Origin of the sequence: Aeromonas sp. 601027 (genome assembly GCF_049174455.1) — a bacterium.
In the GTDB taxonomy this organism is placed as follows: Bacteria; Pseudomonadota; Gammaproteobacteria; order Enterobacterales; family Aeromonadaceae; genus Aeromonas; species Aeromonas veronii_A.
Window position 1 is genome coordinate 120,403 of record NZ_JAAKTN010000017.1, and the last position, 23,517, is coordinate 143,919.

Consider the following 23,517-nt stretch of genomic DNA (forward strand, 5'->3'; position numbering starts at 1 on the left):
GGGGTTGGTTTCAGCATGTTGGGAGGTTGCCGCTGATGATGCGCATTGGTCATGGTTTTGATGTTCATAAATTTGGTGGTGTTGGTCCCTGCATGCTGGGTGGCGTGCCGGTTCCCTACGAGCAGGGGCTGGTTGCCCACTCCGATGGCGATGTGGTGCTGCACGCGGTAAGCGATGCCCTGCTGGGGGCTATCGGTGCCGGTGACATCGGTCGCCACTTCCCCGATACCGCTGCCGAGTTCAAGGGGATCGACAGTCGCATTCTGCTGCGGGATGTCTTTGCCCGGGTACAGAAGGCGGGGTATGCCATCGGCAACCTGGATGTGACCATCATCGCCCAGGCCCCCAAAATGGCCCCCCATATCGACGCCATGTGCGCCGTGCTGGCCGCCGATCTGCAATGTGATTTGAACCGGGTGAACGTCAAGGCGACCACCACCGAACAGCTTGGGTTTACGGGGCGCAAGGAAGGGATCGCCACCGAAGCCGTCGTCCTACTGGTGAAACAATAATGCTGGAACAACTTGCCTATCTGCACGGGGCGCCCACAGCCCGCGGTATCCTCAAGGCCGAGGCCGCCGACTTCGTGGTCAATGAAGATCTCGGCTTTGAGCCTTGCGGTGAAGGGGAGCATATCTTCGTCCGGGTGCGCAAAACCGGCGAGAACACCGCCTGGGTGGCGGGTCTGCTGGCCGATGCGGCCGGAGTCAACCGCAATGCGGTGACCTGGGCGGGCCTGAAAGATCGTCACGCGGTGACCGAGCAGTGGTTCGGCATTCACCTGCCGGGCAAGGCCGAACCGGACTTGTCGGTTATCGAGAGCGACAGCATCCAGATCCTGCAAGCCAGGCGTCACAACCGCAAATTGCGGGTCGGCTACCTCAAGGGCAACCATTTCACCCTGCGTCTCACCGGTCTGGAACAGGCCGACGGGCTGGAAGCGCGCCTGGAGGCCATCGCCACTCAGGGCGTGCCCAATTACTATGGTGAGCAGCGTTTTGGCCGCGATGGCAACAACCTGGAAGCGGCCAAGGCGATGTTTGCCGGCAAGCGGATCAAGGATCGCAACAAGCGTTCCCTCTACCTCTCTGCCGCCCGCAGCATGCTGTTCAACGCCATTGTCAGCGCCCGTATCGAGCAGGGGCTGGCTCATCAGCTGCTGGCCGGTGATTGCGTGATGCTCAAGGGCAGCCACTCCATCTTCAGCGAAGAGAGCGTGACCCCCGAGCTGGAAGCGCGTCTTGCCTCCGGCGACGTGCAGCTTACCGCGCCCCAGTGGGGCCGTGGCCGCCTGGCGAGTCAGGGCGCCGCTGCCGAGTTCGAACAGGGCGTGCTGGCCCCTTACAGCGATTGGTGTGACGGGCTGGAGAAAGCCGGGCTGGATCAGGACAGGCGCCCGCTGCTGCTCAAGCCGGAGCAGATGAGCTGGCAGCTGGACGGCGAGGCGCTGACCCTCTCCTTCTTCCTGCCGGCGGGCGCGTTTGCCACCAGCGTGGTGCGCGAGTTAATGCAGGCCGAAGAGGCCGATCACGGTTTCAGGAATCAGACCGATGCGAATTCTGGTCAGTAATGATGATGGTGTGCATGCCGAGGGCATTCGTGCCCTCAGCGAGGCGCTGCGCGCCTGCGGCGAGGTCATTGTGGTGGCGCCGGATCGCAACCGCAGCGGCGCGAGTCACTCCCTGACGCTGGAAGTACCGCTGCGGGTTACCCGCATTGCAGAAAACGGCTTTAATGGGTGCGAGAGCTATGCGGTGAAGGGCACGCCGACCGACTGCGTGCATCTGGCGGTCAACGAGCTGGTGCGTCCTGAACCCGACATGGTGGTGGCCGGCATCAACCACGGCGCCAACCTGGGGGATGATGTCATCTATTCGGGCACAGTCGCCGCGGCCACCGAGGGGCGCCATCTTGGCTACCCCTCCATCGCCATCTCGCTGGTAGGCAAGACCCACTTCGCCACGGCTGCCCACTATGCGGCCCTGCTGGTGAAGGGGCTGATGAAACACCCCCTGCCTGCCGATCAGATCCTCAACGTCAACGTGCCGGACTTGCCCCTTGAGCAGATCAAGGGGATCAAAACCACCCGCCTTGGCAATCGCCACCGGGCGGAGTCGGTGATCTGCACCGAGGATCCCCGTGGCCAGCCCATCTACTGGATCGGCCCTCCCGGTAGCCAGCAGGATGCCGGTGAAGGCACCGATTTTGCTGCCATCGAGCAGGGCTATGTCTCGATTACCCCTCTGACCATCGACATGACTGCCTACGACAGTCTCGCCGGTCTGGGGGCCTGGTTAGATCTGCAGGGATGAGGGTGGTGTGATAGTACAGCGCCTGTTAAATCAGCTCATTGCGCAGGATATTCGCGATTTTCGCGTGCTGGCGACCATCGCGAAAGTGCCGCGCCAGCTGTTTGTGGACGAGGCCATGGCGCACAAGGCGTGGGACAACACCGCCCTGCCCATTGGCCACGGCCAGACCATTTCGCAGCCCTATATGGTGGCGCGAATGACCGAGTTGCTGATGCAAAACAATCCGGCCCATGTGCTGGAGATTGGCACTGGCTCGGGCTACCAGACGGCGATCCTCGCCCATCTGGTGGAGCATGTGTATACCGTTGAGCGGATCAAGTCGCTGCAGTTCCAGGCCCGGCGCCGACTGCGCCAGCTCGATCTGCACAATGTCTCGGCCAAGCACGGCAACGGCTGGCTGGGGTGGCCCAACAAGGGGCCTTATGATGCCATTCTGGTGACGGCCGCGGCGAGCGAGATCCCGACGGCGCTCACCGATCAGCTGGCCGAAGGGGGTCGACTGGTGTTGCCCGTGGGTGACAGCCAGCAGACCCTGCAACTGATCGAACGATCCGGATCCCAGCTGACCAGCCGTATTCTGGAGCCGGTACGCTTTGTTCCCCTGATTGACGGAGATGTTGAGTGAAGTTGTTTTCCCGTTTGTACGTACTGGTGATGCAGTGGGCTCGCCACAAGCATGCCCCCTGGTATCTCTCCATCACCGCTTTCATCGAGTCGGTATTCTGGCCGATCCCGGTGGACGTGATGCTGGCACCGATGGCGCTCGCCAAGCCCCACAAGGCGTGGCACTACGCCACGCTGGCGACCCTCTTCTCTGTGCTGGGCGCCCTGTTTGGCTATGCCCTTGGCTATGCCCTGTGGGATCCGGTCGTGCTGCCACTGGTGGAGTCTGTGGGCTATCAGGACAAGATCGAAATCGCTCGCAACTGGTTTGAGCAGTGGGGGATCTGGGTCATTTTCATTGCCAGCTTCACCCCTATCCCCTACAAGGTGTTTACCGTGACGGCAGGGTTGTTGCAAATGGCTCTGCTGCCCTTCATCATCACCTCCCTCATCGGTCGTGGCATGCGCTTTTTCCTGGTTGCGGGCCTGATGCGCTGGGGTGGCGAGAAGATGGAACGCAAACTGATGCACTATGTAGATGTGCTCGGTTGGCTCTGTATTGGTCTGGCCGTGGTGGCCTATTTCTGGTTTAGTCGTTAAGGATCCATTATGCGTTCGCGTATTTGGCAAGGAAGCAGTGTCGTGGTGTTGTCATGGCTGCTGCTTGCCTGCTCCTCCAGTAAAAATGCAGCTCCGGTAGATGGTGTTGATGAGGGGCAGTTTGTCTCGACCATTCCGGCTCGCCAAAGCGGTGCCCAGGTCAGCGCCCCCATTCAGGGCGGCAGCTATGTGGTGAAGCGGGGCGATACCCTCTACTCCATCGCCTTCAACTCCGGCAATGACGTGCCGTCGCTGGCCAGCCTCAACAACATCAGCCCGCCCTACAACATCTATCCGGGGCAGCGACTGCGACTCGATGGTTCCAGCGCCAGTGTTGGCAGCAGCCGCAGTGCCGGTACCTATGAGGTGCGCCGCGGCGATACCCTGAGCAGCATCGGCCGCCAGTTCGGCATGACACCGCAGGCGCTGGCCCAGAGCAACAACCTGAGCGCCCCCTATGCGCTGCAACCGGGTCAGGTGCTCAATGTCCAGACCGCAGGCGGTTCGACCCAGATGGTAGCTGCGACTCGTCCGGCAACTGTGACACCGGTGGCCGTGAGCCGTCCGAGCAGCGGTCCGCGTCCGTTGGCCGAGCCGAGCGGATCTGGTCAGACCACGCCGTTCATCTCTCAGAAATCCGTTGCTCCGGCAGCACCGAAGGAATACGCTCAGTCCAAAGAACAAAAAATAAACAACTCCCAGTCGAGACTTGCTTGGCACTGGCCCGCAAAAGGCCGGATTGTTGAGGGGTTCTCTGTTGCAGAACAGGGTAACAAGGGGATCGACATAGCCGGCCAGAAGGGGCAACCCGTCTACGCCGCCAGCAGCGGTAAAGTGGTATACGCTGGCAGTGCTTTAAGGGGGTATGGCAAGCTGATTATCCTCAAGCATGATGATGACTATCTCTCCGCTTACGCACACAACGACGAGTTGCGGGTGAAGGAAGGGGACAGCGTCAAGGGGGGCTCGGTCATTGCCAACATGGGTAGCACGGACGCGCCGGATGTGCGATTGCATTTCGAGATCCGGTACAGAGGCAAGTCGATCAATCCGATGAGCTATTTGCCAAAGCGTTAACCCCAGAGAGACCGTCTTACTCTGGTAACGTCAGGGAGACACACCATGAGCCAAGAACAACTGGTAATGCAGGATGCAGAGTTAGAGTTTGACGCTGAACCCGAATCTCACGAGGTAGAAGAGTTGCAGGAGGTAGCCGCCGAGGCGGACGAGACTATCTCCGATGAGTTGCTGGCACCTGAGCTGAACAAGGTGATGGATGCCACGCAACTCTATCTGGGGGAGATAGGTTTCTCCCCGCTGCTCACTGCCGAAGAGGAAGTCTACTACGCCCGTCGTGCCTTGCGAGGTGACAAAGCCGCCCGCAAGCGCATGATCGAGTCCAACCTGCGACTGGTGGTGAAAATCGCCCGTCGTTACAACAACCGCGGCCTGGTGCTGCTGGATCTTATCGAAGAGGGCAACCTCGGTCTTATCCGTGCGGTCGAGAAGTTCGACCCCGAGCGCGGCTTCCGTTTCTCCACCTATGCCACCTGGTGGATCCGCCAGACCATAGAGCGGGCCATCATGAACCAGACCCGCACCATCCGTCTGCCCATTCATGTGGTCAAAGAGTTAAACGTTTACCTGCGCACCGCGCGCGAACTCTCTCACCGTCTCGATCACGAGCCGACCGCCGAGGATATCGCCTTCGCGCTGGATCGTTCGGTGGATGACGTGAACCGCATGCTCAAACTCAACGAGAAGATTACCTCGGTGGACACCCCCATCGGTGGCGATCGCGACAAGGCGTTGCTGGATGTGCTCTCCGACGAGCGTGGCATGGGGCCTGAGCTGGAGTCACAGGAAGATGATATGCGCAGCAGCATCGTGCACTGGCTGGAGGAGCTCAATCCCAAGCAGCGGGAAGTGCTGGCCCGTCGTTTCGGTCTGCTGGGTTATGAGCCGGCTACCCTCGAGGATGTGGGGGCCGAGATTGGCCTGACCCGCGAGCGGGTGCGCCAGATCCAGGTCGAGGGGCTGCGCCGTCTGAGAGAGATCCTGCTGAGTCAGGGGCTCTCCATCGAGGCGCTATTTCGTACCAATTAAGCATCCGCACCAATTAAGCCCGCACCAACTGATCAGCGCATCAGCCAGATAGCACGAGGGGAGCAACAGCTCCCCTCGTTTTTTATTGCCTGTCGTCTGGCGATGGCTTCGTGGTTATACCAACTCAGCCAGCATGGTGTCGGCGTAGGGCACCAGCGCTTCTCCCTTCTTCACCTTGGTGAGGTAGTCCGGGTTGGCGATAAGCGGACGGCCGATGGCCACCAGATCGAAGCGGTTAGCCTCGATGGCCGTAGCGGCGCGCTCGGCGTCGTAGTTGCCCACACCGACCAGATTGCCCTTGTAGTGGGCGCGCAGATAGTCGGAGGCGCGGCCACCCAGATAATCGAAGGTGAGGTTGTCATCAAAGATGCCGAGGTGGATATAGGCCAGCGAGCGATCGTTCAGCTTGCCCAGCAGGTAGTCGAACACGGCGCGATCTTCCGGGCTGCCCGCCAGATGGACATAGGCACCCGGGGAGAGACGAATACCTACCCGATCACCACCGATACGGGCGCTGATGGCATCGACCACTTCCAGCGCGAAGCGGCTCATCTTTTCCGGGCTGCCACCGTAGTTGTCGCTGCGCAGGTTGGTGGAGTGGTGCAGGAACTGGTCGATCAGGTAGCCGTTGGCACCGTGGATCTCCACCCCGTCAAAGCCCGCCTCGATGGCGTTGGCAGCGGCTTGGGCGTAATCCTGTACCAGCTGGGCGATTTCGGCCTCGGTCAGGGCACGCGGCACCTGATAGGTCAGCTCGCGCATGCGGGGCACAGTGCCCTCGTGCGCCACGGCAGAGGGGGCCAGCACTTCAGCCTGATGGAAGAAGGGATGGGAGAGGCGGCCGACGTGCCACAGCTGGGCGAAGATCTTGCCGCCTTTGGCATGTACGGCGCTGGTCACTTTCTTCCAGCCATCGATCTGCGCCTGGGTGAAGAGGCCCGGGGTATTGGGGTAACCCTGCGCGTCGGGGCGGATGATGACGGCCTCGGAAACAATCAGGCCGATGTCGGCGCGGCGGCCGTAATAGGCAGCCATCTGCTCGGTCGGCACCAGACCTGGGCCTGCCATGCAGCGGGTGAGCGGGGCCATCATGAAACGGTTGGCCAGGGTCAGAGTGTCATTGAGTCGATACGGCTGAAACAGGGTATTCATGATAGGTTGTCCTGAACGGGTTATTCTTGAACGTGCATTCAAGACGTTTTTTGCGTCGGGCGCAAGCTTTTTTTGAATGCGCGTTCAAGAAGGTTGGCCCGAGCGGGCGGCTGGGGTAAACTTGCCGCCCTTTCCAGCCACTCTTTATCGGCGGGCCCTGTTGCCCCTTGCCGGTGAACCATTTCCCACGGGAGGAACCATGCGCATAGCCGAGTTTGATCGGGACGAGGTACTGCGAAATGCCATGGAAGCGTTTCGCGCCAAGGGATATGCCAAGACCACCATGCAGGAGCTGGTGGCCGCCACCGGCCTCCATCCGGGCAGCATCTACGGCGCCTTTGGCAACAAGCGCGGCCTGCTGCTGGCGGCTGTCGATCACTATGTGGAGAGCAAGCGAGCCCTGCGTCGCTCCCTGCTCGACAACCCGAGCCCGCTGGCGGGCCTTGCTGCCTATCTCGACCGGATTGTGGGGGAGGCGCTCTGCGGCACCTGTCTGGTGACCCGCACCATGATGGAGCTGAGCGAGCAGGATGAAGAGCTGACCCAGCGGGTCAAGGGGATCTACGGCGAGCTGGAGCAGGATCTGGCCGAGTTGCTGACGCAGGCGCAGGCCAAGGGTGAACTGGCCCCGGATAGCAATATCCACACCCTCACCGCCCTGCTGCTGATCAACCTGCAAGGGCTGGTCACCTTCGCCCAGTGCTGCCCCGATCGCCCCCTGCTCGACGACGTAGTCGCCCAGCTGATGCGGGCCCTGCGGGCGTAAGTTAGGTTTCCCCTTCTCCGTTTTTGCTTTTTGAATTGAGGGGAAGGGGTCAATCGGATTGACGTAATGAGAACAGGATAAAATCCAGCACGGAGTTGAGCCTGCCCAGTACATCGTTATTCCACACTCGTATCACCCGAAATCCCTGCTGATTGAGATAGGCTGTCCGAGCCTCATCATGCATCTGGTTCGCTAGTGTTCCATGTTGCGAACCATCCACTTCGATGATCAATCCCTGTTCAAGGCTGATGAAATCCACCACATAGGGGCCGATGGGCATTTGGCGGCGAAATTTCACTCCCGCCAGACGGCGATTGCGCAAGTGTTGCCACAGTTTCTGCTCTGCCAGCGTGGCATCACGTCTCAGTCGTTTGGCAAAGCGGTTGCTTTCCATAAAGGGCTCCAGTTCTGTTTGGCCCTGTAGATATAGCCAGCTTCCTTTGTGTTTACCGGTTGGATATTGCGTCCCCTCACCCTAGCCCTCTCCCAAAGGGAGAGGGAACAGATCTAGGTGCTGTCAGGATTTGTTGACCCCAACCGAGCTATCGTTGTGTTTGGTAATGATGAGCTGATGAGCTGATGAGCTGATGAGTGGATGGGCATTGCCCTGCTAGTTGGTTACCCGTGATGTTGCCGATTGTACTGGATCAGCTCCCTTCTCCCCTTGCGGGAGAAGGGCTGGGGATGAGGGGATGGAGCAGGAGCAGCCCTCACCCTAACCCTCTCCCAGAGGGAGAGGGAATTGATCGAGGTTCGGTTTGGGCATCATGGTCGGTCAACAAGCTCCTTCATCAAATCCTTGAGCCACACCTGCGCCGGTTGTTGCGTATGCGCCGATGGGGTATGCCAGACGCTGCGGCCTCACCTCGGCCCCACCAGCTCCTTCATCAAATCTTTCAGCCATACCAGTGCGGGTTGCTGGGCATGAACGGGGTGCCAGACGCAGTTTAGGTGGTAATCCGGCACGTCTGCGGGCAGCGGCAGGCTTTTCAGCGGCCAGTGGGTGGCAAGCAGCTCGGCCACCATGCTGGGCAGCACCAGCAGGTGATCGCTCTGGCTGACAATGGCTGCGGCGGACATATAGCTCTGGCTGTTGACCGAGATGGTGCGGCTAAAGCCCTGACTCTTCAGATAGCGGTCGAGGCTCGCCTCCGAGGTGCCCAGCGGCGAGTGGAACACGTGGGGCATAGCGATGAGCTGCGGCAGGGTGATGCGCTCCTGCCACTGGGAGGGGTCATCCTCGGCGCCGGTGGGTGCCGATTTGGCAATGGGCAGATCGGCGCGCACCAGCCCGGCCAGCGGCTCGGTGAGCCAGGTCTCCTTGCCAAGATACCCCGGCACCTGCATGTACTCGTCAAAGCCCAGCACCAGATCGATCTCGCCGCTTGCCAGTTCGGCTTCGGGCAGGGTGTCGCGCAGGATGCAGATCTCGATGGTGACCCCCGGCGCCAGCCGTCTGAGCCGCTGAATAAGCGGCGGGATCAGCACGCACTCCACGTAATCTGTGGTGCAAAGCACGAAGCGCCGCTTCGACTGGCTCGGCTCGAACTCTTCTTCCTCGGTGAGCTGCTGCTCCAGCAGCCGCAGCGCCTGCTGCACCCCGAGGTGCAGCCGCTGGGCGCGCGGGGTCGGCAGCATCCCCAGCGGGGTGCGTACCAAAAGCGGGTCGCCGAGAAAGGTGCGCAGCCGGTTAAGGGAGTGGCTCATGGCTGGCTGGCTGATAAAGAGCGCTTCGGCGGCGCGGGTGACACTGCCCTGCGTCATCAGGGCGTCAAACGCGAGCAGCAGATTGAGGTCGAGCTGGTGCAGTTTCATGGGGGGGATTATTCGCCGTGTTTATGGGACAATCCATCCTATTCATTTGATGGATGGGGGCGCAACGTCTTAATCTGCGACCCACTGTTATTTTTCCGGGTTCCCGCGTCGCATCTGGCGTAAACGGGGGCCTCAATCCATGCAAGGAGCCTTGCGATGAGCATCAAGACCATTAACTCCACGCCGGCCGCCGACGGCTTCACCATGCCCGCCGAGTGGGCACACCAGCAGGCCGTCTGGATGATCTGGCCGTTTCGCCCGGACAACTGGCGCGTAGCCGGTCGCTTCGCGCAAGAGACCTTCGCCAAGGTGGCGGATGCCATCGGTGGCGCCACCCCAGTCTTTATGGGGGTACCGGCCCAGTTTATGGAGCAGGCTCGCGCCATCATGCCCGCTCACGTCACTCTGGTCGAAATGAACAGCGATGACTGCTGGGCCCGCGATACCGGCCCGACCATCGTTACCAACGCGGCCGGCGAGTGCCGTGGGGTGGATTGGGGCTTCAACGCCTGGGGCGGTCACAAGGGCGGTCTCTACTACCCGTGGAATCAGGATGAAGAGGTCGCAGCCCAGATGCTGGCCCAGCACGGCATGGCTCGCTACGATGCGCCGCTGATTCTGGAAGGGGGCTCCATCCACGTCGATGGCGAAGGCACCTGCCTGACCACCGCCGAGTGCCTGCTCAACGAAAACCGCAACCCGCACCTGACCAAAGCGCAGATCGAAGCGTACCTGCGCGACTATCTGGGCGTCACCAGCTTTATCTGGCTGGACGAAGGCGTCTACATGGACGAAACCGACGGCCACATCGACAACATGTGCTGCTTCGTGCGTCCGGGTGAAGTGGCCCTGCACTGGACTGACGACCAGAACGATCCCCAGTACGCCCGCTCCGTGGCCGCCCTCAAGGTGCTGGAAGCGGCGGTCGATGCCAAGGGTCGCAAGCTGAAAGTGTGGAAGCTGCCCCAGCCGGGCCCGCTGTTCTGCACTGAAGAGGAGTCTGCCGGTGTCGAGAGCGGTACCGGTGTGCCGCGCGAGGCAGAAGGCCGTCTGGCCGGTTCCTATGTGAACTTCCTTATCACCAACGATCGCATCGTCTATCCGCTGCTGGATGCCGCCACCGATGGTGAAGCCCAGCGCATTCTGGAAGAGATCTTCCCGGAGCACACCGTGGTCGGCGTGCCGGCCCGCGAGATCCTGCTGGGCGGTGGCAATATTCACTGCATTACCCAGCAGATCCCTTCCGGCAAATAAGAACCGGTTCCGGTGAGTATTCCAAACCCCACTCAGTGGGGTTTTATCTCTTGATGGTGTGATGGTCGCAGGCGCTGATGCGGCGATCATCATGACAAACAGTCACCCTTTTACAGGAGATCAAAATGATCGAAGTGACCGAGGTTTCCATTGCCGAGCTGCGTGCCGCGCTCGAATCAGGCCGCACCACAGCGGTCGAACTGGTCAAGGCCTATCTGGCCCGGATCGAGGCCTACAACGGCCCCGAGACTGCCACCAAACTCAACGCCGTGGTGGTCGCCAATCCCGATGCGCTGAAAGAAGCCGAGGCTTCCGATGCCCGCCGTGCCCGTGGCGAGACCCTGAGCCCGCTCGACGGCATCCCCTACACCGCCAAAGACAGCTATCTGGTCAAGGGGCTGACCGCCGCCTCCGGCAGCCCGGCCTTCAAGGATCTGGTGGCCCAGCGCGATGCCTTTACCGTTGAGCGCCTGCGCGCCGCCGGTGCCATCTGCCTTGGCAAAACCAATATGCCGCCAATGGCCAATGGTGGTATGCAGCGCGGCATCTATGGCCGTGCCGAGAGCCCCTACAACGCCGACTACCTGACCGCGCCGTTTGCCTCCGGCTCTTCCAACGGCGCCGGTACTGCCACCGCCGCCAGCTTCTCCGCCTTCGGTCTGGCGGAAGAGACCTGGTCGAGCGGCCGTGGCCCTGCCTCCAACAACGGTCTGTGTGCCTACACCCCGTCCCGTGGCGTCATCTCGGTGCGCGGCAACTGGCCGCTGACTCCGACCATGGATGTGGTGGTGCCCTATGCCCGCACCATGAATGATCTGCTGGAAGTGCTCGACGTAGTGGTCGCCGACGATGCCGAGACCCGTGGCGATCTGTGGCGTATGCAGCCCTGGGTGCAGCTGCCCAAGGCCTCTGAAGTGCGTCCGGCTTCCTATCTGGATCTGGCTGCCAAGGCCGATGCCCTCAAGGGCAAGCGCCTCGGCGTGCCGCGCATGTTTATCAACAAGGATGAACTGGCCGGTACCAGCGAAAATCCCGGCATCGGCGGCCCGACCGGTCAGCGCATCCATACCCGCGAGACCGTGATCGCCCTCTGGGAAGATGCGCGCAAGGCGCTGGAAGCCGCTGGCGCCGAAGTTATCGAAGTGGACTTCCCGCTGGTTTCCAACTGCGAAGGGGATCGACCCGGCGCGCCGACCGTGTTCAATCGCGGCATCGTGAGCCCGGAGTTTCTCAACGACGAGCTGTGGGAGCTCTCCGGCTGGGCGTTCGACGACTTCCTGCGCGCCAACGGCGATCCCAAGTTGAACAAGCTTGAGGATGTCGATGGGCCGAAGATCTTCCCCCACGACCCGGGCACCCTGCCGAACCGCGAGGGCGATCTGGCGGCGGGCATGGACGAGTACGTCAATATGGCCAAGCGCGGCCTGAAATCCTGGGACGAGATCCCCACAGTGCCGGACGGCCTGCGTGGTCTGGAGAAGACTCGCAAGCTGGATCTGGAAGACTGGATGGACAGGCTCAAGCTCGACGCCGTGCTGTTCCCGACCGTTGCCGACGTCGCCCCGGCTGATGCGGATGTGAATCCGGCCTCCGCCGATATCGCCTGGAGCAACGGCATCTGGGTTGCCAACGGCAACCTCGCCATTCGCCACCTCGGCGTGCCGACCGTTACCGTCCCCATGGGGGTGATGGCCGATATCGGCATGCCGGTGGGCCTGACCTTCGCCGGTCGCGCCTATGACGATAACAACCTGCTGCGCTTTGCCTCGGCCTTCGAGTCCACCGGCAGCAAGCGTATGGTACCGCCACGCACGCCGCCGTTAGTTTGATTTGTATTGTGAGTTAAATATCTCGGGTTCATTCTGAGATAATGGAAAAAACCACCCGTAATTTGCGGGTGGTTTTTCTTTATAAGAATATTTACAGTTATCTACAACATAAACTCAATTTATAATAAAGTTACTATTTTTAAATTAAAGTGGTTTCTTTGTTTCTTGATATGAGTTGTTAGTTCTTATCAAAATAAATCCTCCTCATCGAAGGAGTCATTTTGATCGTTTTTTTCTATTGTCTTGCCAATTTTAATTTTATGCTCTTCATGTTGATATGTAACGCCTTTTATTTCATGTATGGCTAATGAATTAATGTCTAGCTGCAAAGATATATTGGTTTGTTCCTCTGTATCTATGCCATAGAAATGTTTTCTTTTGGTTTTTACTTCTTTTTTACATATCTCAGGAGATAAATATTGATGATATGAGTCATCATCGTAATCGTATTCGTACATTGTAACTGCATACTCTGTTTTTTTGTTTTCAGCGCCAGCTACAGCAGATGACTTAGTGAATAACACTATGTTGTAGCTAGACTCATTGCTATTTTCATCGCTTGCCTTTTGAGTTGATTTGAACTTTATACCATCAAGAGCATTCACTTCAGAAACGGAGAGATATTCAGACACAGCTTGAGTTATCAAGTATTCGCTATCTGTTCTCGCCCCTGAAATGGGAATGGTGAGCTTATATGATAATCTTTTTAAGAATGATGATATTGCGAGTTTTTCGGTCGTTGCAGGATCAAATAGACTATCCGTTGACGGTATTAATTTGTCTAAAGCAGATATATCTAGTATCCGTAGTGGCCTTACTGGCTTGAACTGAGCAACAACAACATAACTACCTACGGCAGGCCTTACCTCTGCAATCGCTATATCAGAAGACATAGCTCCATAGAAAACAGGTATTCCCTGTGCATTCATTCGACCTGATGTAGCATATTGATGAGGTGGTGGTCCAAATTCATTTTCAGGATGTTTTAAGGCATTCTCAACTTTATCTAGACTATCAAATACTCGGGCTCTAAATAATGAAGTATTACTATCAATGTAAGTTATCGCATTGCTGCCGTCATGCGTTATATGTGATTCAAGATCGCTAAATATCTGTTCAAAGAAGGCTTTTACATGAGAATTGAAAAATCTAGCTTCACTCTGCAATGATGTTTTAATCTCTTCCCATTTGACGTCTAACTCTTCTGTTAAATGATGAGCTCTCTTGTAAGTAAAATCATCATCGTATGTGATTGTACCGTCATAACGGTCATTGTAATTTTCTTGCAGAACTTCATGAAGATCTGATTGGATTTCATCATCTACGCCAAGGCATTCATAAATCACTTCTTCTGCTGATTCACCAAACACACATCCATAATATAAATCTCCATTAGTCCTGCATGTATAGTATAGTGAAAATACATTATGCATAGGTTCTGCTAAGTCATCTAGTGGGATTGTTTTACGCCTGCTTTTACAGTAGCTGCATCTATGGATGTTTTCACCATTTGTTTTGATAAACTTACTGATATATTCTTCACTCACGCATTTGTAGCAAATAAATTTCTCACAAGACATAGTTTAAATACCAAAGATAATTCTTTAAATATTTCACAATGGTACTATCTTATTAATTTATAATCACTCCCTGAGATACCGTCCCAGATCACATTTCAGGGCCGTAGGTTCGAATAGCGAAGCGTATTCGGACGATCGCGAACAGGTCGTGGCCGATAAGCAGGTGATATTCAGAGTTTCCTGTTGGCCTTGCCATGACTCGGTGCGTGGCGGTATGCGGACGATTACGCTGCGCTAATCGACCCTACATGATGTGGCTTATTGTTACCTCCCCCTCATCCCCAGCCCTTCTCCCGCAAGGGGAGAAGGGGGCAAACAGGCTCCGCTGATTATGCGTTGGCTCTGTGGTGCGGGTGAATATGAGTGGCTTGGAATTGGCACGGGTCATCCCCTCTCCCTCGGGAGAGGGCTAGGGTGAGGGGCTGCTATCTGTGTTGTCGTTTCGTTTTGAGCCTTTACCTCTCTCCACTCTGCGCACCGCCAATCGCCATCTTTGTCGTGGTTCGCAGTCGATCTCCCCCTGATTTTTTTCTGAATTCCACCTGACTTCACCTTCTCTTCACACAGCCTCATTTTCCCCTCACAAATCCCCCATATCTTATGCCCACTGCTTAAAAGGCCCGGCTTGCCACAGGGGTGGCGAGGGGGCGGTTGGTTCGAGGGAGCAAGATGATGAAAGGTTGGATGAAGTGTGGATTGGCCGGGGCCGTGGTGCTGATGGCGAGTTTCTGGGGCGGCAGCGTGCGGGCGGCGGGGATCGAGCTCAAGCAGGTGAGCGGCCCTGTCTATGTGGTGGAGGACAACTACTACGTCAAAGAGAACTCCATGGTCTATTTCGGGGCCAAGGGGGTGACGGTAGTGGGGGCGACCTGGACGCCGGATACTGCCCGCGAGCTGCACAAGCTGATCAAACGGGTCAGCAGCAAGCCGGTGCTGGAGGTGATCAACACCAACTACCACACCGATCGGGCGGGCGGTAACGCCTACTGGAAGTCCATCGGGGCCAAGGTGGTGGCGACGCGCCAGACCCGGGATCTGATGAAGAGCGACTGGGCCGAGATTGTCGCCTTTACCCGCAAGGGGCTGCCGGAGTACCCGGATCTGCCGCTGGTGCTGCCCAACGTGGTGCACGATGGTGACTTCACGCTGCAAGAGGGCAAGCTGCGCGCCTTCTACGCGGGCCCGGCCCATACGCCGGACGGCATCTTTGTCTACTTCCCCGATGAGCAGGTGCTCTATGGCAACTGCATCCTCAAGGAGAAGCTGGGCAACCTGAGCTTTGCCAATGTGAAGGCCTATCCGCAGACCATCGAGCGGCTCAAAGCGATGAAGCTGCCGATCAAGACGGTGATTGGCGGCCACGACTCGCCGCTGCACGGCCCCGAGCTGATTGATCACTATGAAGAGCTGATCAAGGCAGTGCCGCAGTCATAAGGGTTGAGCGACAGACTGGCAGCAAGCCTTGCCATTGCTGCAATCAGCAGCCATAACGGCACACCACAAAACGCCCGCTTTCAGGAAATAAGCGGGGGTTTTGCGTTTGCGGTTTTTTTGGTGGCTGTGAGTGCGTGGCATTAACGCTGTTCAAGGGCGGGAGGCTTTCATAAGATGGCCCTCTCTCTTTTCCCTGAAAGTTATCCATTTTCGTTATGCAATACGCCTCTCTCGCGCGCCTCAAGCAGGCCTTTATCACCGGGATGTGGGCCTCGCTGGTCAGCATCGTTATTGGCTTCGCCTTCAAGGTGTGGCTGGCGCAGTGGGTCGCCAAGGGAGAGCTGGCGCTGTTCAACAGCGTGGTGGATTTGATTTCCCTCTCCTTTATCCTGATGACAGGTTTTCGCTCTTCCATGGTGGTGAGTTACTCCCAGACCAAGAACGATCGGGACATCATCAATATCTTTCGCTACTTCCTCATCGGCATCGTGTTGCTCACCTGGGGGGCGGTGATCCCCTATATCAAGCACGGGCTCCATATCCGGGTGGAGTATCTGCAACTGGTGGGGGTCATCTTCGGGCTGGGGCTTAAGGTCTACTTCACCAATCTGGTGGCCATGTACCGGATGTATCAGCTCTCCAACCGGGTCACCTGGCTGGAGCCGTTGGCCAACGGTCTGCTGTTTATGGCCTGCTACTTTGGGCTCGGGATGGATGCGCTCGCTTCACTCTTCTACGGGCTGACCTTCTCGTCACTCGCCATCGCCGGTTATATGTATGTTTCGCGTCGTCGGGCCATCGCCACCAGGCCGCTGGCCAAGGTGGCGCTCGGCCCCGAGATGGTGAGCTATGTGAAGAAGAGCTTTACCGCCTCGCTGGAGGCGGGGGCCAGTATCCTGATGATCTACATCACTGTGCTGCTCACCATCCGCCACTTCAGCATCGACGAGCTGGGGGATTTTCAGGTGGTGGTGCGCCCCATCTTCACCTATATGACCACCTTGTTTGTCTTCCCCATCTACCGCTTTGTGCTGCCGGAGCTGGCGGTCAATCTGCGCAATGGCGATCACCGCCAGATCAGGATGATCCGCCGCTGGATCTTCCGCCTCTCCGCCATCGTCAGTCTGGCCTTCTTTGGCTTGATGCTGCTGGCGGGCAAGCCGCTGGTGCTGTTGTTCTTCCCCGCTGACTACGTGGGGGCGGTGCCGGTGCTGTTCCACTTCTCTATCTTCTTTATCTTTATGATGCTCAACGGCTATCAGCTCGCCTATATCAAGGCTCACGGCCACTTTACCCAGAGCCTGCTGATCCGGCTGGCAGGCATAGTGGCGCTGATTGCGGCCTACTATCTGGTGGCCGAATTCACCGCCAACGTGGTGGCGATTATCGTGGCGCTGGGGCTTGGCTATATGGTGATGTTTATTCTCTCGACCCTGGCGGAGCGGCAGATCTTGCGATCCCTGCCACTGGTGCTGGCGACCCGTTAGGGTGTGACTCGCCAAGAGCTGGCCCCTGTCAGATAACAAAAAACGCCCGTGCGGGCGTTTTTTATTGGCGGCGCAGGGCAGGCTTAACGCTTGCCCTTGCCACCCTTGTTGCCTGCGAGGGCCTGCTTTCTGGCGCGCTGCTTCTGAGCCGCCTTGCTATTGCGGCGCGGCTCGGGCTCGAAGCGGGTGAGATCCGGCTCAAAGCCGGGGAACCACTGCTGGGGCAAACGGGTGTCGAGTACCGCTTCCACCTTCTCCAGCAGCGGCGCATCTTCCGGGCTGAACAGGGTAATGGCGAGCCCCTTGTTGCCGGCACGGCCGGTGCGACCGATACGGTGGACGTAATCCTCTGCCACAAACGGGAACTCGAGGTTAATCACATAGTTGAGATCCGTGATATCGAGGCCGCGGGCCGCCACGTCGGTGGCGACCAGCGCCTGCAGGGTGCCGGCGCGAAACTCCAGCAGCACTTTTTCCCGCGCGCTTTGCGACAGATCGCCGTGGAAGGCCAGCGCATTGATGCCCGTCTTGCCAAGCTGCTGGGCCAGTTTGTCCGCCCCCTGACGGGTGCGGCTGAAGATAAGCGCCGGTGCCCACCTTTTCACTTTCAGCATGTGTTCGACCAGCGCCAGCTTGCGATCGCTGTCCACAGTGTAGACCCGCTGCTCCACCTCAGCCGCCGTGGTGTTGCGCGGTGCCACTTCAATCAGCTCGGGGTCACGCAGCAGCACCTTGCAGAGGGCAAACAGGTTGTCGTCGCAGGTGGCGGAGAAGAGCAGGGTCTGGCGATCCGCCGGGATCTGTTTGAGCAGCGCCTTGATCTCGTCCATAAAGCCCATGTCGAGCATGCGGTCTGCTTCGTCAAACACCAGATGGCGGAGGCTATCAAGGCTCAAGGCCCCCTGACGCAGATGGTCGAGCAGACGGCCCGGGGTGGCGATCAGGATATCCACCCCGGTCTGAAGCGCCTCCACCTGCGCCGCGATACTCACCCCGCCGTAGACTTGCGTGCTGGTGAGACCGGTTCCCTGGCCGTAGCGCGCCACGCTCTCGGCGACCTGCACCGCCAGCTCGCGGGTCGGCACCAGCACCAGCGCCCGGATCGGGCGTTGGGACTCCATTTGTGGCTGCGCCAGCAACTGCTCCAGCAGCGGCAGCACAAAGGCGGCGGTCTTGCCGGTGCCGGTCTGTGCCCCCGCCATCAGATCCCGCCCCGCCAGAATGACGGGGATGGCGCGAGCCTGAATGGGGGTGGGGGCGGCATAGCCCAGTTCGCTCAGGGTCTGCTGCAAGCGGAGGGAGAGGGCCAGTTCGGCAAAGGAGGCTGTGGACATAGGGGCACCAGTCGGGGTTATCGCGGCCTGCGGCCACGATGCAGTGAGTGATCGTGGCCGCGATGGTAACAGAAGCAGGGGGCGCGGCAGAAGGCGATGATGAGCAAGGGCGCATAGCTCCCGGTTTTGCATGCCGTGCATGGCGGTGGCGCAGGACCTCGTCGCCGCGCTCCTGTTTTACCGCGAGTCGGCAGTGCAAGGGACATCCGCCATGACTCTACTCCACAATCAGCACGCTCTCGCTGGCCAGATGGTGCAGCCACTCCCTGACGATCAGCAGCACGGCGGCAAAGTGCTCGTCGCGGGGCAGCAAGCTGGCGGCGAGGGGATCCCCTTCCGCCATCGCGGCCAGCTGGCCAAAGGCTTGCTCCACCAGATCCCGGTCGATCTGGTTGTCCCCCAGCGCTTCGGCCAGCGACGGCTGGCTGCGCAGGGTCAGCTGCAAGCCGGGCGGGATCTGCGGGGCGATGCGCATCAGCTCATCCTCCACCACCATGATGGCCCGCTCCAGTTCGAGCGGGGTGGGCGGCGCGTGGCGAAACGGTCCGGGCTGGATGGCGTGGGTGCCAAAGGCCAGCGGGTAGTGTGACGGGGCCGCTTCTGGCTGGCTCAGCCAGAGCTGACTGCTCTGTTCACCAATCTCCAGCAGCAGGGTCATCATCTCCGGTACGGGTTGTGTCATGGTGCTGAGCTCCTGTATTGTAAACGTTTTCCCATTCTGCCTTTGATACCCCCGTCGCCGACGTTTGGCGAGCACAATTTCTGCGAGTCGTCCCTCACTTTGTTGCAAACCCCTTGCAAAAAAATCCATTGGTGGCAGTCTGGATGTCTAAATGGCTGTCGCCGTTTCGTTATCCTCAGATGATTCAGGAGTTCAGATATGGATATTCGCACCGCTCCCCGCGCCATCGCGCTCGCCCTCATGCTGGCAAGCGGCATCGCCGCCGCCAACGAAGCGCTGGTGATCCAGACCGATTTCGGCCTCAAAGATGGTGCCGTATCGGCCATGAAGGGGGTTGCCTTCGGGGTGGATCGCACCCTGCCGCTCTATGACCTGACCCACGAGATCCCGGCTTACAACATCTGGGAAGCCTCCTACCGCCTCTACCAGACTCTGCAGTATTGGCCCAAGGGCACAGTGTTTGTCAGCGTGGTGGATCCCGGTGTTGGCACCGAGCGCAAGTCAGTAGTGCTCAAGACCAGGAGCGGCCACTACATCGTGACCCCGGACAACGGCACCCTGACCCTGGTGGCCGAGCACTTCGGCATCGAGGCGGTGCGCCAGATTGATGAGAAGCTCAACCGCCTCAAGGGCTCCGAGAAGTCCTACACCTTCCACGGCCGCGATGTGTACGCCTATACCGGCGCGCGGCTCGCTTCCGGCGCCATCAGCTACGAGCAGGTCGGCCCGCTGCTGCCCGTCGAAGTGGTGAAGATCCCCTATCAGCCTGCGGTAGCCGAGAAGGATGGCACCCTCAAGGGCACCATCCCGATCCTCGATGTGCAGTACGGCAACGTCTGGACCAATATCGATGATGCCCTGCTGACCAAGGCGGGGATCAACAAGGGAGATAACGCCTGCATCAAGATCCGCGAAGGGGATGTGGTCAAATATGACGGCAAGGCCCCTTACGTCAGCAGCTTCGGTGACGTGCCGGAAGGTCAGCCGCTGGTCTACCTCAACAGCCTGCTGCAGGTGTCGGTGGCGCTGAACATGGACAGCTTCGCCGCCAAGCATCAGGTGCAATCCGGCGCCAACTGGCATATAAGCCTGAAGAAGTGCTCCTGACCCGCACATATATAAGTAGAAATAGAAACAGCAACGGGCGCCTCGGCGCCCGTTTTGTTCTCTGGTAATAAAGAAAGGGCTCAGAACTCGTTGGAGAGCGCCTTGTACCCTTTGACCAGATCGATATTGGTGTGGGCCACGTCCTCGGAGAACTCGGCGGCATCTACCGAAACCCGCGGGATATGGGTCAGATCGCTCTGCTGGTTGATGCGGGTGGTGGAGGGGACGTAGAACTCCGGCGGCAGATCGCAGCCATCGATCACCGAGTTGTGACGCACCACGGCACCGTCACCGATATGGCAGTTGAACAGCACGCTGTTGAAGCCGATAAAGACCCGGTTTCCCACTTCGCACGGTCCGTGGACGATGGAGCGGTGGGCGATGGAGGTGTACTCGCCGATGGTGACGGCGGCGCCGGATTTGGAGTGGATCACCACCCCGTCCTGGATATTGGAGTTGGCGCCGATGACGATGGGTTCCATATCTCCACTCTCATCCACCTCGTCGGCACGGATCACCGCATAGGGGCCGACAAAGACATTCTCTTTGATGATCACCTTGCCGCAGATGATGGCGGTCTTGTCGATATAGGCGGATTCGTCGATGACAGGCAGATGGCCGGAGGGATTCTTGCGGATCATGTTACATCCTGTGGTTGCTTGAAATGATGCGGTGGCGCACCCGGCGCCAGGATGCCAGCTTACGCCTCGTTATTATCCGGTGAAACCCCGAAGTGGTCTGACCCTTGTCGCAAGCCTTGGCGGGAGCACTGTTTCCGCGCGCTGGAATATGGGAGCATTGCAGCCATTCCCGAGTTGGTTGAAATGGATATATATAGATGAAGAAGATGATTGCCCTGCTGGCGGGTGGTTTGTTGCTCTCCTCGGCCGCACAGGCCAAAGGGGAGGCGGGGGAGTTTGATTATTACGCCATGGCGCTCTCCTGGTCGCCCGAGCACTGCGCCGTCAAACCGGCGGATCGGGACCAGTGTTCCCGCAAGCTGGGGTTCGTGCTGCACGGTCTCTGGCCTCAGTACGATCGCGGTTATCCCAGCAGTTGCACCCGCGAACGGCTCGATCCCGATATGGAGAGCGAGTTTGCCGACCTTTACCCCAGCCGTTTCCTCTATCGCCATGAGTGGGAGAAGCACGGTACCTGCTCCGGTCTGAGCCAGCAGGCCTTCCATCAGCTGGCTAGCGATCTGCGCCAGAAGGTGAAGATCCCGGTGGCCTATCAATCCCCGGAAGCGCCGCTGCGCAAGAGCACCTTCCAGCTCAAGGCCGATCTGGCGAGCGCCAACCAGTGGCTGGCGCCCGACAACATCACGGTGGCTTGCGCCGATGGTGGCCGCTTCCTGCGGGAGATCTACATCTGCGTCAATAAAGAGGGGACGGATGCGGTCACCTGCTCCGCCGAAATGCAAAAGCGTGAGCGTCGCTCCTGTGGTCAGCCGGACTTCCTGCTGCGCAGCGTGCGTTAAGCCTTCACTCTCTCCATCAGGCCCCTTGCGGGCCTGATGTTTAACCACAGCTATCGGAAAGGAGTCTGAAAGATGGATGGCAACAACCGGTTTGGCCCGCAAGAGCGGGCAATGCTGCTCGGGGTGAAAGGAGTGGGGCCGACGGTTATCGAGCGGATCGAACAGCTTGGCTACCATACCCTGGCCGGATTGGCCGAGGCCGACACCACCCATATTGTCCAGCGGGTAGCCAGCATGCTGGGCTCGACCTGTTGGCAGAACAGCCCGCAGGCGCGCAGTGCCATCGACGGCGCCATTGCGCTGGCCCGTGCACATCTGGTCGCCGATACGACAAGTGGGATGAATGGATGAGCTTCTTTAGCGAACTGGGGATGCGTTATCCCATCATTCAGGCACCGATGGCCGGTGTGCAGGGCTGCGAGCTGGCGCTGGCCGTGACCCGTGCGGGCGGCTTGGGCTCCTTGCCTGCCGCCATGCTCACGCCAGCGGAGCTGCGCAGCGAACTGGAGCGTCTTGCCCAAAGTGGTCTTGGGCCATTTAACATCAACTTCTTCTGCAATCGGCAACGGGAACCGGATCCCGTTGTACTGGCCCGCTGGCAGCAGTGCCTTGCTCCCTACTATGCCGAGTTCGGCGTACAGCCCCCAGCTGTTACGACGGCGCCAAGCCGTGCACCTTTCAATGGGGAACATGCCGCCATGGTGGCTGAGTTCAGACCGGCGGTGGTCAGCTTTCACTTCGGCCTGCCCGCGCCCGAGTTGCTTGTCCAAGTGAAGGCGGCGGGGGCCAAGGTCTTGGCCAGCGCCACCACGGTGGCGGAGGCCGTATGGCTTGCCCAGCACGGTGCCGACGCCATCATCGCTCAGGGATTGGAGGCGGGCGGCCATCGCGGTCATTTCCTCTCTGAGGATCTCGCCTTGCAGCAGAGCACCTTGACCCTGCTGGCGCAGATCCTCGCGGTGACCGATCTGCCGGTGATTGCCGCTGGCGGTATCGTCGATGACAAGGGGATCGCCAACGCGTTGGCAATGGGGGCGAGCGCCGTGCAGATGGGCACTGCTTTTCTCTGCTGCCATGAAGCGACCACCTCGGCGTTGCATCGCGCCGCCATCCATTCACCAGAGGGCCAGCAGACGGCACTGACCAATCTGTTCAGTGGACGTCCGGCGCGGGGGATCGTCAACCGTCTTATGAAAGAGCTGGGCCCGATCTCGGATCTTGCCCCTCACTTCCCCTATGCCAGTGGCGCACTGGCCCCGCTGCGCGTCGCCGCCGAGAAGGCGGGGGATAGTGGCTTCTCTCCGCTCTGGGCTGGGCAGGATGTATCGGGCTGCCGGGATCTTCCCGCTGGTGAGCTGATGGCGTGCTGGGTCAAAGAGGCTGGATTGGGATAAGCGCTTCTATATATTCCTCATAGGCCTTCTTATATAGAAGATGTCGAGGGCGCTGCGCGTTAGACGCGACAGTGCGGCAATGGTGGATGAGTGCCAGGCCAGTACCCTTGTAAGGCATTTATCCGGTGTAAAACGTCCTCACTTCACCCTTGGTTGTGGATAAGTCTGTATAAAGGCTGTGTGTTAATATGAATAACCAAGAAATTGCACTTTTTTGCAATTTTATTGCGGTAAAGCCTTGTCAATGTGAGCTGGATCTCTATAATGCGCCACATCGACAGGGCAAGCGGCAACGCAAACAGCCGAGTCGATAACCTCGAAAAGCCTTTGAAAATAAGGCTTGACTCGAGAAGGCGGTTGAGTAGAATTTCACTCCCGCAGCAACACTCTGTTGCATCGCTCTTTAACAATTTGAATCAAGCAATCTGTGTGGGCACTCACAGCATCGAGCATCAAAACAATTTTTGATTTTCAATGTCTGATGAAGTGACCAAAGCAACTTTATGTTGCAGCAGTTAATTCAGCAATTCATTGAGCCGCTTTTCGAAGCAACCAAACTTAAATTGAAGAGTTTGATCATGG

Annotated in this window: 23 protein-coding genes; 16 read left to right on the forward strand and 7 right to left on the reverse strand. The window is 58.8% G+C overall.

The window, feature by feature from the left end:
- The first annotated feature begins 35 nt into the window (after positions 1–35).
- The 7 genes from ispF to rpoS are packed head-to-tail and all read left to right on the forward strand — an operon-like array spanning position 36 to position 5,621.
- Positions 36–512 (forward strand): 2-C-methyl-D-erythritol 2,4-cyclodiphosphate synthase, encoded by a 477-nt coding sequence (ispF, locus tag G5193_RS19420; protein ID WP_005335518.1) that lies wholly within the window; start codon positions 36–38, stop codon positions 510–512.
- Positions 512–1,570 carry a tRNA pseudouridine(13) synthase TruD gene (gene truD, locus G5193_RS19425; protein ID WP_421206966.1) on the forward strand — a complete coding sequence of 353 codons (1,059 nt, stop codon included), beginning with the start codon at positions 512–514 and terminating at the stop codon, positions 1,568–1,570. The genes ispF and truD overlap by 1 nt, the downstream gene beginning before the upstream one ends.
- Entirely contained in the window at positions 1,551–2,312 is a 762-nt protein-coding gene (gene surE / locus G5193_RS19430; RefSeq protein ID WP_005335515.1) for a 5'/3'-nucleotidase SurE, read from the forward strand. The genes truD and surE overlap by 20 nt, the downstream gene beginning before the upstream one ends.
- A gap of 7 nt (positions 2,313–2,319) precedes the next feature.
- The gene (locus tag G5193_RS19435; RefSeq protein WP_005335507.1) at positions 2,320–2,937 is read left to right on the forward strand and encodes a protein-L-isoaspartate(D-aspartate) O-methyltransferase; all 618 of its coding nucleotides are present in this window, start codon (positions 2,320–2,322) and stop codon (positions 2,935–2,937) included.
- Positions 2,934–3,515 carry a YqaA family protein gene (locus tag G5193_RS19440; protein ID WP_021229508.1) on the forward strand — a complete coding sequence of 194 codons (582 nt, stop codon included), beginning with the start codon at positions 2,934–2,936 and terminating at the stop codon, positions 3,513–3,515. Before G5193_RS19435 ends, G5193_RS19440 begins: the two co-directional genes overlap by 4 nt.
- A 9-nt stretch (positions 3,516–3,524) precedes the next feature.
- On the forward strand, positions 3,525–4,592 hold the full coding sequence (locus tag G5193_RS19445; protein ID WP_139733639.1) for a LysM peptidoglycan-binding domain-containing protein: 1,068 nt from the start codon (positions 3,525–3,527) through the stop codon (positions 4,590–4,592).
- 45 nt (positions 4,593–4,637) lie between these two features.
- Complete coding sequence (rpoS, locus tag G5193_RS19450; RefSeq protein ID WP_005335504.1) at positions 4,638–5,621, forward strand: RNA polymerase sigma factor RpoS; 984 nt, start codon at positions 4,638–4,640, stop codon at positions 5,619–5,621.
- 114 nt (positions 5,622–5,735) lie between these two features.
- Here the strand turns inward: rpoS and G5193_RS19455 are convergent, their stop codons facing one another.
- On the reverse strand, positions 5,736–6,773 hold the full coding sequence (locus G5193_RS19455) for an alkene reductase (protein ID WP_421206969.1): 1,038 nt from the start codon (positions 6,771–6,773) through the stop codon (positions 5,736–5,738).
- A gap of 199 nt (positions 6,774–6,972) precedes the next feature.
- Here G5193_RS19455 and G5193_RS19460 point away from each other — a divergent pair, with 199 nt between their 5' ends.
- Complete coding sequence (locus G5193_RS19460) at positions 6,973–7,539, forward strand: TetR/AcrR family transcriptional regulator (RefSeq protein WP_421206971.1); 567 nt, start codon at positions 6,973–6,975, stop codon at positions 7,537–7,539.
- Positions 7,540–7,588: 49 nt separating this feature from the next.
- Here the strand turns inward: G5193_RS19460 and G5193_RS19465 are convergent, their stop codons facing one another.
- Together G5193_RS19465 and G5193_RS19470 are read right to left on the reverse strand one after the other, a co-directional pair.
- Complete coding sequence (locus G5193_RS19465) at positions 7,589–7,933, reverse strand: endonuclease domain-containing protein (RefSeq protein ID WP_139406923.1); 345 nt, start codon at positions 7,931–7,933, stop codon at positions 7,589–7,591.
- A gap of 467 nt (positions 7,934–8,400) precedes the next feature.
- On the reverse strand, positions 8,401–9,354 hold the full coding sequence (locus tag G5193_RS19470) for a LysR family transcriptional regulator (protein ID WP_421206972.1): 954 nt from the start codon (positions 9,352–9,354) through the stop codon (positions 8,401–8,403).
- 156 nt (positions 9,355–9,510) lie between these two features.
- Here G5193_RS19470 and aguA point away from each other — a divergent pair, with 156 nt between their 5' ends.
- Both aguA and G5193_RS19480 read left to right on the forward strand, forming a co-directional pair.
- The gene (gene aguA / locus G5193_RS19475; RefSeq protein WP_421206974.1) at positions 9,511–10,608 is read left to right on the forward strand and encodes an agmatine deiminase; all 1,098 of its coding nucleotides are present in this window, start codon (positions 9,511–9,513) and stop codon (positions 10,606–10,608) included.
- 125 nt (positions 10,609–10,733) lie between these two features.
- Entirely contained in the window at positions 10,734–12,437 is a 1,704-nt protein-coding gene (locus G5193_RS19480) for an amidase (RefSeq protein WP_421206976.1), read from the forward strand.
- A 188-nt stretch (positions 12,438–12,625) separates the two neighbouring features.
- Here the strand turns inward: G5193_RS19480 and G5193_RS19485 are convergent, their stop codons facing one another.
- Positions 12,626–13,870, reverse strand: a complete 1,245-nt coding sequence (locus tag G5193_RS19485; RefSeq protein WP_421206978.1) for an RES family NAD+ phosphorylase — start codon at positions 13,868–13,870, stop codon at positions 12,626–12,628.
- Positions 13,871–14,686: 816 nt separating this feature from the next.
- Here G5193_RS19485 and G5193_RS19490 point away from each other — a divergent pair.
- Both G5193_RS19490 and G5193_RS19495 read left to right on the forward strand, forming a co-directional pair.
- Complete coding sequence (locus G5193_RS19490; RefSeq protein WP_368173579.1) at positions 14,687–15,451, forward strand: CphA family subclass B2 metallo-beta-lactamase; 765 nt, start codon at positions 14,687–14,689, stop codon at positions 15,449–15,451.
- 215 nt (positions 15,452–15,666) lie between these two features.
- Positions 15,667–16,938, forward strand: a complete 1,272-nt coding sequence (locus tag G5193_RS19495; protein WP_421206980.1) for a hypothetical protein — start codon at positions 15,667–15,669, stop codon at positions 16,936–16,938.
- Positions 16,939–17,021: 83 nt separating this feature from the next.
- Here the strand turns inward: G5193_RS19495 and G5193_RS19500 are convergent, their stop codons facing one another.
- Positions 17,022–18,272 (reverse strand): DEAD/DEAH box helicase, encoded by a 1,251-nt coding sequence (locus G5193_RS19500; RefSeq protein ID WP_421206982.1) that lies wholly within the window; start codon positions 18,270–18,272, stop codon positions 17,022–17,024.
- Positions 18,273–18,489: 217 nt separating this feature from the next.
- Positions 18,490–18,954 carry a hypothetical protein gene (locus G5193_RS19505; RefSeq protein ID WP_421206984.1) on the reverse strand — a complete coding sequence of 155 codons (465 nt, stop codon included), beginning with the start codon at positions 18,952–18,954 and terminating at the stop codon, positions 18,490–18,492.
- 198 nt (positions 18,955–19,152) lie between these two features.
- Here G5193_RS19505 and G5193_RS19510 point away from each other — a divergent pair, with 198 nt between their 5' ends.
- Positions 19,153–20,061: an SAM hydrolase/SAM-dependent halogenase family protein gene (locus G5193_RS19510; protein ID WP_421206986.1), complete on the forward strand. Its 909-nt coding sequence runs from the start codon at positions 19,153–19,155 to the stop codon at positions 20,059–20,061.
- An 80-nt stretch (positions 20,062–20,141) separates the two neighbouring features.
- Here the strand turns inward: G5193_RS19510 and G5193_RS19515 are convergent, their stop codons facing one another.
- The gene (locus G5193_RS19515) at positions 20,142–20,702 is read right to left on the reverse strand and encodes a carbonate dehydratase (protein ID WP_005335471.1); all 561 of its coding nucleotides are present in this window, start codon (positions 20,700–20,702) and stop codon (positions 20,142–20,144) included.
- 197 nt (positions 20,703–20,899) lie between these two features.
- On the opposite strand from G5193_RS19515, the gene G5193_RS19520 reads away from it, so the two are divergent.
- The 3 genes from G5193_RS19520 (at position 20,900) to G5193_RS19530 (ending at position 22,935) form a co-directional block, all read left to right on the forward strand.
- A complete protein-coding gene (locus tag G5193_RS19520) occupies positions 20,900–21,541 on the forward strand; it encodes a ribonuclease T2 family protein (protein ID WP_158112849.1) in 642 nt (213 codons plus the stop codon).
- A gap of 72 nt (positions 21,542–21,613) precedes the next feature.
- On the forward strand, positions 21,614–21,892 hold the full coding sequence (locus tag G5193_RS19525) for a helix-hairpin-helix domain-containing protein (RefSeq protein WP_158112850.1): 279 nt from the start codon (positions 21,614–21,616) through the stop codon (positions 21,890–21,892).
- The gene (locus tag G5193_RS19530) at positions 21,889–22,935 is read left to right on the forward strand and encodes an NAD(P)H-dependent flavin oxidoreductase (RefSeq protein WP_421206989.1); all 1,047 of its coding nucleotides are present in this window, start codon (positions 21,889–21,891) and stop codon (positions 22,933–22,935) included. The genes G5193_RS19525 and G5193_RS19530 overlap by 4 nt, the downstream gene beginning before the upstream one ends.
- Positions 22,936–23,517: the final 582 nt, after the last annotated feature.